Genomic DNA, 6,769 nt, shown 5'->3' on the forward strand with positions numbered 1-6,769 from the left:
GATCAGGGATCGCCGGACTCGATCAGCGCGTCGGTGTCGAAGTGCGGTGGGCGCCGCGCGCGGGTACGTTGCTCGTAGGCGTAGGCCATCTCGATCAGCTTCGGCTCGCTCCATGCGGTGCCCATGAACAGCAGGCCGGCCGGCAGGCCGTCGATCTGCCCCATCGGCACGCTCAGGCTCGGATAACCGGCTACCGCGGCGACGCTGTAGCTTTCGCCGGGGAAGTCATCGCCACTGCTGCGCAGCGGCCAGGCCACGCCGGTGGTGGGTGCGATCAGGGCATCCAGCTGCTGTGTGGCGAGTACCGCGTCGATGCCTTCAGGCCCTGCCAACCGGCGTGCATCGCTGCGCGCCCGGATGTAGGCGGGGTCGGCAAGGCCAGGGGTTGCTTCGGCTTCCAGCAGCAGCTCCTGGCCGAACAGGCCCAGTTCCTGGCCCTTGTGCGCCTCGTTGAAGGCGATCAGTCCGGCCAGGCTGCGAACGGGCGATTGATAGGTGCGGAAGTAGCGCTCCAGCCCAGCCTTGAATTCATACAGCAGGACCAGGCGTTCGGCATCGGCCCAGGCACCCGGGTTGGGAAGCTCGACCGGCACCACGACGGCGCCGGCGCGGCGAAGTTCAGCTACCGCCTGCTGGACCAGCGGCGGCATGCCGCGATAGGTCAGCAGCGGCGTCTGCAGCAGCCCGATGCGCTTGCCGCGCAGGCCCTGCGGATCCAGTCGGGCGGTGTAGTCGTAGACGGCACGCCCGGGCATCGTGGCCGTGGCCGGATCGGCGTCATCGCGACCGGCGATGGCTGTCAGTACGGCGGCGGCATCGGCGACGCTGCGGGTCATCGGGCCAGCGGTATCCTGGCTGAAGGAAATCGGGATGATGCCTTCGCGACTGACCAGCCCGACCGTCGGCTTCAGGCCGACCACGCCGTTGACCGCTGCCGGGCAGACGATGCTGCCATCGGTCTCGGTGCCGATGGCCACGCTGGTGAGGTTGGCGGCCACGGCTACCGCGCTGCCGCTGCTGGAGCCGCAGGGCGAATGGCTGAGCCGGTAAGGATTGCGGGTCTGGCCGCCGCGTGCGCTCCAGCCGGAGATCGAGTCGTTGCCGCGGAAATTGGCCCATTCGCTGAGGTTGGACTTGCCCAGCACCACCGCGCCGGCCTCGCGCAGGCGCTTTACCAGGTAGGCATCGCCGGGGCGGAATCCCTGCAGGGCCAGCGAGCCGGCACTGGTGGCCATCGGTGCGGCGTTGATGTTGTCCTTCAGCAGGATCGGAATGCCATGCAGTGGCCCGCGCAGGCGGCCGGCGCGGCGCTCGCGATCACGCTCGGCGGCTTCCTTCAGCGCATCGGGGTTGAGCTCGATCACCGCGCGCAGGCGTGGACCGGCGCGGTCCAGTGCGGCGATGCGCTTGAGGTAGGCGGAGGTCAGGGTGCTGCTGTCCAGCTCACCGGCGACCATGCGTGCCTGCAGGTCGGCCACTTCGGTTTCAGCGTAGGGAAAGGGGGCGCTGCTGCCTGCCGGTTCGCCGGCATGGGCCGTGGATGTGGCAGGGCTGCAGCCAGCAGCAAAGACCGCGGGCAGCGCGGCGATCAGGCAGGTCAGGAGGGGCGGCAAGGGCAGGCGCATGGGGCAGCTTCGTCGGCTCCGGTCCCCAGTGTAGCGGCTGCTCAGCGGCGGCGCTTGCGCAGGTCGCGCGCCAGCACATAGACGACGATCAGGTTGATCGCCAGCACCGTCCACGAGGCCCAGCCGGGATGGCGGACGATCGCGTAGATATCGAAAGGCAGGTAGATGGAGGCGGTCAGGCAGCCCAGCCAGGATGCCCAGGCCTTGGCTTTCCAGAGGCCCCAGGCTTCGACCAGGTGCAGCAGGCCGTAGCCGATCATCGCCGCTGCGGCCAGATGGACCGCGTCGGGATTGATGGCATTCAACAGCGAGGGCAGGGTGCCGTGATCCGGGTCCAGGCTGAAGCGCCGGATCAGGGCATTGACGCCGTCGCGAAGCGGTTGCGGGCCGAGAATTTCCAGCCCGGTGGCCGCCAGCAACGCCAGCATCGCCTTGCTCGCTTCGAGCAAGGCGATGACATGGAGGCCCGGATGCCGATGCGGATCCGGGTTGTAGCCGTTCTGGCTCACGTCTGCTGGATCAGCCGCCGCGCGAGTTCTTCTTGCGGTCGCTCTCGGTCAGGAACTTCTTGCGCAGACGGATCTCCTTGGGGGTGATCTCGACCAGCTCGTCGTCTTCGATGAAGTCCAGGGCCTGTTCCAGCGAGTACTTGATCGCCGGGGTCAGCTGGATCGCATCGTCCTTGCCCGAAGCGCGCATGTTGGTCAGCGGCTTGGTCTTGATCGCGTTGACGGTCAGGTCGTTGTCCTTGGAATGGATACCGACCAGCTGGCCTTCATACACGTTGTCGCCTTCGGCAGCGAAGAGCTTGCCGCGTTCCTGCAGCGGGCCCAGCGAGTAGGCCGGGGTGGCGCCCGGTGCATTGGCGATCATCACGCCGTTGATGCGCTTGGCGATCGCGCCCTGTTCCTTCGGGCCGTAATGGTCGAAGACGTGGAACAGCAGGCCCGAACCCTGGGTGAGGGTCTTGAACTCGTTCTGGAAACCAATCAGGCCACGGGCCGGGATCTGGTACTCAAGGCGCACGCGGCCCTTGCCGTCCGATTCCATGTTCTTCAGCTGGCCCTTGCGGGTGCCCAGCTTTTCCATCACGCCGCCCTGGTGGATTTCTTCGATGTCCACCACCAGCTGCTCGATCGGCTCCATGGCCTGGCCGTCGATCTGCTTGATGATCACTTCCGGGCGCGACACGGCCAGTTCATAGCCTTCACGACGCATGTTCTCGATCAACACCGACAGGTGCAGTTCGCCACGGCCGGAGACCAGGAACTTGTCGGCGTCTTCCAGCTGCTCGACCTTCAGGGCCACGTTGTGGACCTGTTCGCGATCAAGACGGTCCTTGATCTGGCGGCTGGTCAGGAACTTGCCACCGGACAGGTCCTTGTTGCCGGCGAACGGCGAGTTGTTGACCTGGAAGGTCATCGAGATGGTCGGCTCGTCGACGGTCAGTGCCGGCAGGGCTTCCGGGGTTTCCGGGTGGCACAGGGTGTCGGAGATGGTCAGTTCCGGAATACCGGAGATGGCGACGATGTCACCGGCTTCGGCAGTGTCCTGCTCGATGCGCTCCAGGCCCAGGAAGCCCAGCACCTGCGCGACCTTGCCGTTGCGCTTCTTGCCTTCACGGTCGATCACCGCGACCTGCATGCCCTTCTTCAGGGTGCCACGCTGGATGCGGCCGATGCCGATCACGCCCACGAAGTTGTTGTAGTCCAGCTGGCTGATGCGCATCTGGAACGGACCTTCCGGGTCCACTTCCGGCTTGGGCGCGTGCTGCATGATCGCTTCGTACAGCGGGGTCATGTCGCCGTCGCGCACGCTGTCTTCCAGGCCGGCGTAGCCGTTCAGGGCCGAGGCGTAGACGATCGGGAAGTCGAGCTGCTCATTGGTGGCGCCGAGCTTGTCGAACAGGTCGAAGACCTGGTCGATCACCCACTCCGGACGCGAGCCCGGGCGGTCGACCTTGTTGACCACGACGATCGGCTTGAAGCCCATCGCGAAGGCCTTCTGGGTGACGAAGCGGGTCTGCGGCATCGGGCCGTCCATCGCGTCGACGAGGATCAGCACGGTGTCGACCATCGACAGCACGCGCTCCACTTCGCCGCCGAAGTCGGCGTGTCCGGGGGTGTCGACGATGTTGATCCGGTTCTTGATACCGGTCTTCTTGTCTTCCCAGGTGATGGCCGTGTTCTTGGCCAGGATGGTGATGCCGCGTTCCTTTTCCTGGTCGTTGCTGTCCATCACGCGCTCGGCGAGGACGGTACGCTCGGACAGGGTGCCGGACTGCTTCAGCAGCTGGTCGACCAGGGTGGTCTTGCCATGGTCGACGTGAGCGACGATGGCGATGTTGCGAAGATTTTCGATGGACATACGAAAGGGGGCCAGTCGGCGCCGGATTTGGAAAAAGAAGTCCAACATTATACGTCGAACTTGACGGTTGGCGAAAACTTTGATTTCAGAGCCGGTGAGGCCCCCATTCAGGCCGGCCGCCGGACCTCGCTTTCCGGTGGCTGAAGACCCTGCCTGCGCCCATGGTCGAAGACGCCCATACGGCGGGGGAGGTGTATCCTTATGGGGCTGATTACACACCCCGCATCCCAAGGATCTGCATGTCCCTCATCGCCACTTTCGACACCACCCAGGGCCCGATCAAGGTCGAGCTGTTCGCTGACAAGGCTCCGCTGACGGTCGCCAACTTCGTGAACCTGGTCAAGCGCGGCTTCTATGATGGCCTGATCTTCCACCGCGTCATCCCCGATTTCATGATCCAGGGCGGCTGCCCGCAGGGTCGTGGCACCGGTGGCCCGGGCTACAAGTTCGAAGACGAGAAGAACGGCGTCAAGCACCAGATCGGCTCGCTGTCGATGGCCAACGCCGGCCCGAACACCAACGGCAGCCAGTTCTTCATCACCCACATCAAGACCGACTGGCTGGATGGCAAGCACACCGTCTTCGGCCAGGTGCTGGAAGGCCAGGCGATCGTCGATTCGGTCAAGCAGGGCGACGTGATCCATTCGATCACCCTGGAAGGCGATACCGACGCGCTGCTCGCCGCACAGGCTGAGCGCGTGGCTGAGTGGAACAAGCTCATCCCCGCCTGATCCAATACCCGGACGGCCCCCTGCGAAGGGGGCCGTTTCCATGTTGCGGCCGCCCCGCCAGGCCCATCCCCGCCCGCGCGGCCATCTTCTACAACGCTATTTAGCTTCTTAGCAGAGGAAATCCCCATGAAAGCACCTGTTCGTGTTGCCGTGACCGGCGCCGCCGGCCAGATCGGCTACGCCCTGCTGTTCCGTATCGCCTCCGGCGAAATGCTGGGCAAGGACCAGCCGGTCATCCTGCAGCTGCTGGAGCTGCCGGTCGACAAGGCCCAGGCCGCCCTGAAGGGCGTGATGATGGAGCTGGAAGACTGCGCGTTCCCGCTGCTGGCCGGCATGGTCGGCACCGACGACGCTGAAGTCGCCTTCAAGGACGCCGACATCGCCCTGCTGGTCGGCGCGCGTCCGCGCGGCCCGGGCATGGAGCGCAAGGACCTGCTGCTGGAAAACGCCAAGATCTTCACCGCGCAGGGCGCGGCGCTGAACAAGGTCGCCAGCCGCAACGTGAAGGTGCTGGTGGTCGGCAACCCGGCCAACACCAACGCCTACATCGCCATGAAGTCGGCGCCGGACCTGAACCCGCGCAACTTCACCGCCATGCTGCGCCTGGACCACAACCGCGCACTGAGCCAGCTGTCGACCAAGCTCGGCAAGCCGGTTGCGGGCATGGAAAAGCTGGTGGTGTGGGGCAACCACAGCCCGACCATGTACCCGGACTACCGCTTCGCCACCGCCGATGGTGCGTCGATCGCCGATGCGATCAACGACCAGGAGTGGAACGCCAACACCTTCATCCCGACCGTGGGCAAGCGCGGCGCGGCGATCATCGAAGCCCGTGGTTCGTCCTCGGCAGCTTCGGCCGCCAACGCAGCGATCGACCACGTACGTGACTGGGTGCTGGGCAGCAACGGCAAGTGGGTCACCATGGGCGTGCCGTCCGATGGTTCCTACGGCATCCCGGAAGGCGTGATCTTCGGCTTCGCGGTCACCACCGAGAACGGCGAGTACACCCTGGTGAAGGATCTGCCGGTCGACGACTTCAGCCAGAAGTACATCGACAAGACCCTGGCCGAGCTGGAAGAAGAGCGCGCCGGCGTCGCCCACCTGCTGGGTTGATGTGATGGGTGCCGGCCCTGGCCGGCGCTTTCTGCAGCGAACGGGGAGGCTTCGGCTTCCCCGTTTTCGTATGGAAATCCCCGGCAACGACATGATCCACCTGCATTACATCGACGACGCACTGCTGATTGCCGAGAAGCCGGCCGGCCTGTTGTCCGTGCCGGGCCGCAGCGCCGAGAACCAGGACTGCGTGGTCGCGCGGCTGCAGGCGGTGTATCCCGACGCACTGACCGTGCATCGGCTGGACCAGGTCACCTCCGGCCTGCTGCTGCACTCGCGCGGCAAGGACATGCAGGTGGCGCTGTCGATGCAGTTCGAGAAGCGCCAGGTTGGCAAGTGTTATGAAGCCATCGTGCAGGGGCTGCTTGAAGGAGATGCGGGTGAAGTGGACCTGCCGCTGATCGTCGACTGGCCGAACCGGCCCCGGCAGATGGTCGACCACGAACGCGGCAAGCCGGCGCTGACGCGCTGGCGGGTGCTGGCGCGGGATACGCAGGCGCAGCGCACGCGCGTGGCGCTGGAGCCGGTGACGGGGCGCAGCCATCAGCTGCGGCTGCACATGGCCAGTCTTGGCCATCCCATCGTGGGTGATGTGTTGTACGGCGCAGACGTTGCGCAGCGTGTGCACCTGCATGCGCGGAGGCTGCAGTTCACTCATCCGGTGACAGGTGCGGCGCTCGCGTTCGAGTCCGCGACTCCGTTCTAGTGGGGCAGGGCTGCGCCCTGCACCTGCAGAGGCAACGTCAACGTCAACTTCAAAAGCGGGTTATCCGTGGGATGGCGGGGCCCTGTGGGTGTGCGGGGACGCCGTAAACCCATCCATGAAGTGACCCCCTAAAGTTGGACAGTTGGGGGATCAGGCGGCCAGCGCGACCTGTTCCCGGTACTTTACCGGGCTCAGGCCCTTTAGTTTCAGTCGGATACGGTCTTCGT

6 protein-coding genes are annotated in these 6,769 nt (G+C 65.4%); 3 read left to right on the top strand and 3 right to left on the bottom strand.

What is annotated here, in order from left to right; all coding sequences use genetic code 11:
* Positions 1-2: 2 nt before the first annotated feature.
* The 3 genes from ACVOLJ_RS10805 to typA are packed head-to-tail and all read right to left on the bottom strand — an operon-like array spanning position 3 to position 3,992.
* Positions 3-1,625: an amidase gene (locus ACVOLJ_RS10805; protein WP_475281287.1), complete on the bottom strand. Its 1,623-nt coding sequence runs from the start codon at positions 1,623-1,625 to the stop codon at positions 3-5.
* Between the two features lie 41 nt (positions 1,626-1,666).
* Positions 1,667-2,134, bottom strand: a complete 468-nt coding sequence (locus tag ACVOLJ_RS10810) for a DUF2127 domain-containing protein (protein ID WP_312106276.1) — start codon at positions 2,132-2,134, stop codon at positions 1,667-1,669.
* 10 nt (positions 2,135-2,144) lie between these two features.
* Positions 2,145-3,992 (bottom strand): translational GTPase TypA, encoded by a 1,848-nt coding sequence (gene typA / locus ACVOLJ_RS10815; protein WP_475281288.1) that lies wholly within the window; start codon positions 3,990-3,992, stop codon positions 2,145-2,147.
* A 239-nt stretch (positions 3,993-4,231) separates the two neighbouring features.
* Here typA and ACVOLJ_RS10820 point away from each other — a divergent pair, with 239 nt between their 5' ends.
* The 3 genes from ACVOLJ_RS10820 to ACVOLJ_RS10830 all read left to right on the top strand — a co-directional run bounded on the left by ACVOLJ_RS10820 (position 4,232) and on the right by ACVOLJ_RS10830 (position 6,542).
* Positions 4,232-4,723, top strand: a complete 492-nt coding sequence (locus ACVOLJ_RS10820) for a peptidylprolyl isomerase (protein WP_475281289.1) — start codon at positions 4,232-4,234, stop codon at positions 4,721-4,723.
* 126 nt (positions 4,724-4,849) lie between these two features.
* Positions 4,850-5,836 (top strand): malate dehydrogenase, encoded by a 987-nt coding sequence (locus ACVOLJ_RS10825; RefSeq protein ID WP_475281290.1) that lies wholly within the window; start codon positions 4,850-4,852, stop codon positions 5,834-5,836.
* Positions 5,837-5,927: 91 nt separating this feature from the next.
* The gene (locus ACVOLJ_RS10830) at positions 5,928-6,542 is read left to right on the top strand and encodes an RluA family pseudouridine synthase (RefSeq protein WP_481564105.1); all 615 of its coding nucleotides are present in this window, start codon (positions 5,928-5,930) and stop codon (positions 6,540-6,542) included.
* The last annotated feature ends 227 nt before the right edge of the window (positions 6,543-6,769 follow it).

This window comes from Stenotrophomonas sp. STEN046 (genome assembly GCF_056759755.1).

Bases quoted from the DNA above. Each gene is read 5' to 3' on its own strand.
- ACVOLJ_RS10830 (WP_481564105.1), top strand. From the start codon at position 5,928: ATGATCCACCTGCATTACATCGACGACGCACTGCTGATTGCCGAGAAG.
- ACVOLJ_RS10825 (WP_475281290.1), top strand. From the start codon at position 4,850: ATGAAAGCACCTGTTCGTGTTGCCGTGACCGGCGCCGCCGGCCAGATC.
- typA (WP_475281288.1), bottom strand. From the start codon at position 3,992: ATGTCCATCGAAAATCTTCGCAACATCGCCATCGTCGCTCACGTCGAC.
- ACVOLJ_RS10820 (WP_475281289.1), top strand. From the start codon at position 4,232: ATGTCCCTCATCGCCACTTTCGACACCACCCAGGGCCCGATCAAGGTC.
- ACVOLJ_RS10805 (WP_475281287.1), bottom strand. From the start codon at position 1,625: ATGCGCCTGCCCTTGCCGCCCCTCCTGACCTGCCTGATCGCCGCGCTG.